The organism is Parendozoicomonas verongulae (genome assembly GCF_009711465.1).
In the GTDB taxonomy this organism is placed as follows: domain Bacteria; phylum Pseudomonadota; class Gammaproteobacteria; order Pseudomonadales; family Endozoicomonadaceae; genus Sansalvadorimonas; species Sansalvadorimonas verongulae.
Genome location: NZ_SMME01000465.1, coordinates 1 through 957, shown reverse-complemented (window position 1 = coordinate 957; position 957 = coordinate 1). Strand labels below are relative to the sequence as shown.

The 957-nt window shown below is 51.9% G+C and carries 1 protein-coding gene; it reads left to right on the top strand.

Features of this window, described 5'->3' with window-relative positions; all coding sequences use genetic code 11:
* Nucleotides 1-957: hypothetical protein (locus E1189_RS22560; protein ID WP_196220914.1), on the top strand; the 957-nt coding region annotated here is incomplete at both ends.

Genomic DNA, 957 nt, shown 5'->3' with positions numbered 1-957 from the left:
CAGAAAACCCTTCTCTCCGGCATTAAAAGGTCGTTTCCGATACCTCCCTATCAGAGAATACAACCAGGACGAACTTACCAGTATTGCGGAAAAAGTTTTACCGCATTCCGCCAAGGGGAAAAAGGCTGCTGCTCAGCTTGCACAGTTACATTGCCGACTGCGCAGTGACCTTCAGGCAAAGACGATTCCGCTTCAGCCGGTCAGCCAGCATTTGCAGACACTCGCGGGGGCATTGTCAGAAGAGGAGCTGGATAGCGACAGGATTCCGGAATTATTCGCCCGTCACTACAGGCTTTATCTTCTGGCTGTCGGGACGACTGTCCAGGCACTGTCGGCAGTCACACCCGGCGTAGCAAGGCAGAATTCCTGTGATAAAGGACTTTGCCAATGGCTGAATCAGACTGTGCGATCTCTGCCGTGCCCGTGGCAGGTGAAACGAGGGCAAACCACCGCGATAAACCACACTACCCATGAAATCACTGTGAAGGAGCACCTGAATAGCGATGAGGCCAAAGCCGATATTATCAGGCAACTGGCTGAAGCACGGTGGAGTGACTCGGGGATGCCAAAAGAACTGTCAAAATCCACCGGCCCCCTTGAGAGTGCTTTATATCGCCTCTGGCAACAGTGCTGGTTTACACGATTCTATGGCGACACAGGTGTTCGTGCTGAACAGATTTTTCCTTTGAACGCGGTTCAGACCATGACTTTGGCGATAGCAGCTAATCAACCCTATCTGCCAGAAGCAGCGAGACGAATGGAGGCTATGGACTTTGAAGGCGGGATCAACTGGCCTGCCTGCTGGCAGGAACTCCTGGATGTTTTAAAGCAGCCTGTTGCCAGTTATTGTCAGAAGGCGCCGGAGGTCAGCACTCAGCTAGCCGATGTTATGGATACACAGGCCCAGTTGGCACAAACTAACATAATAACACTGGACAACAGGACAAACTATGAGCA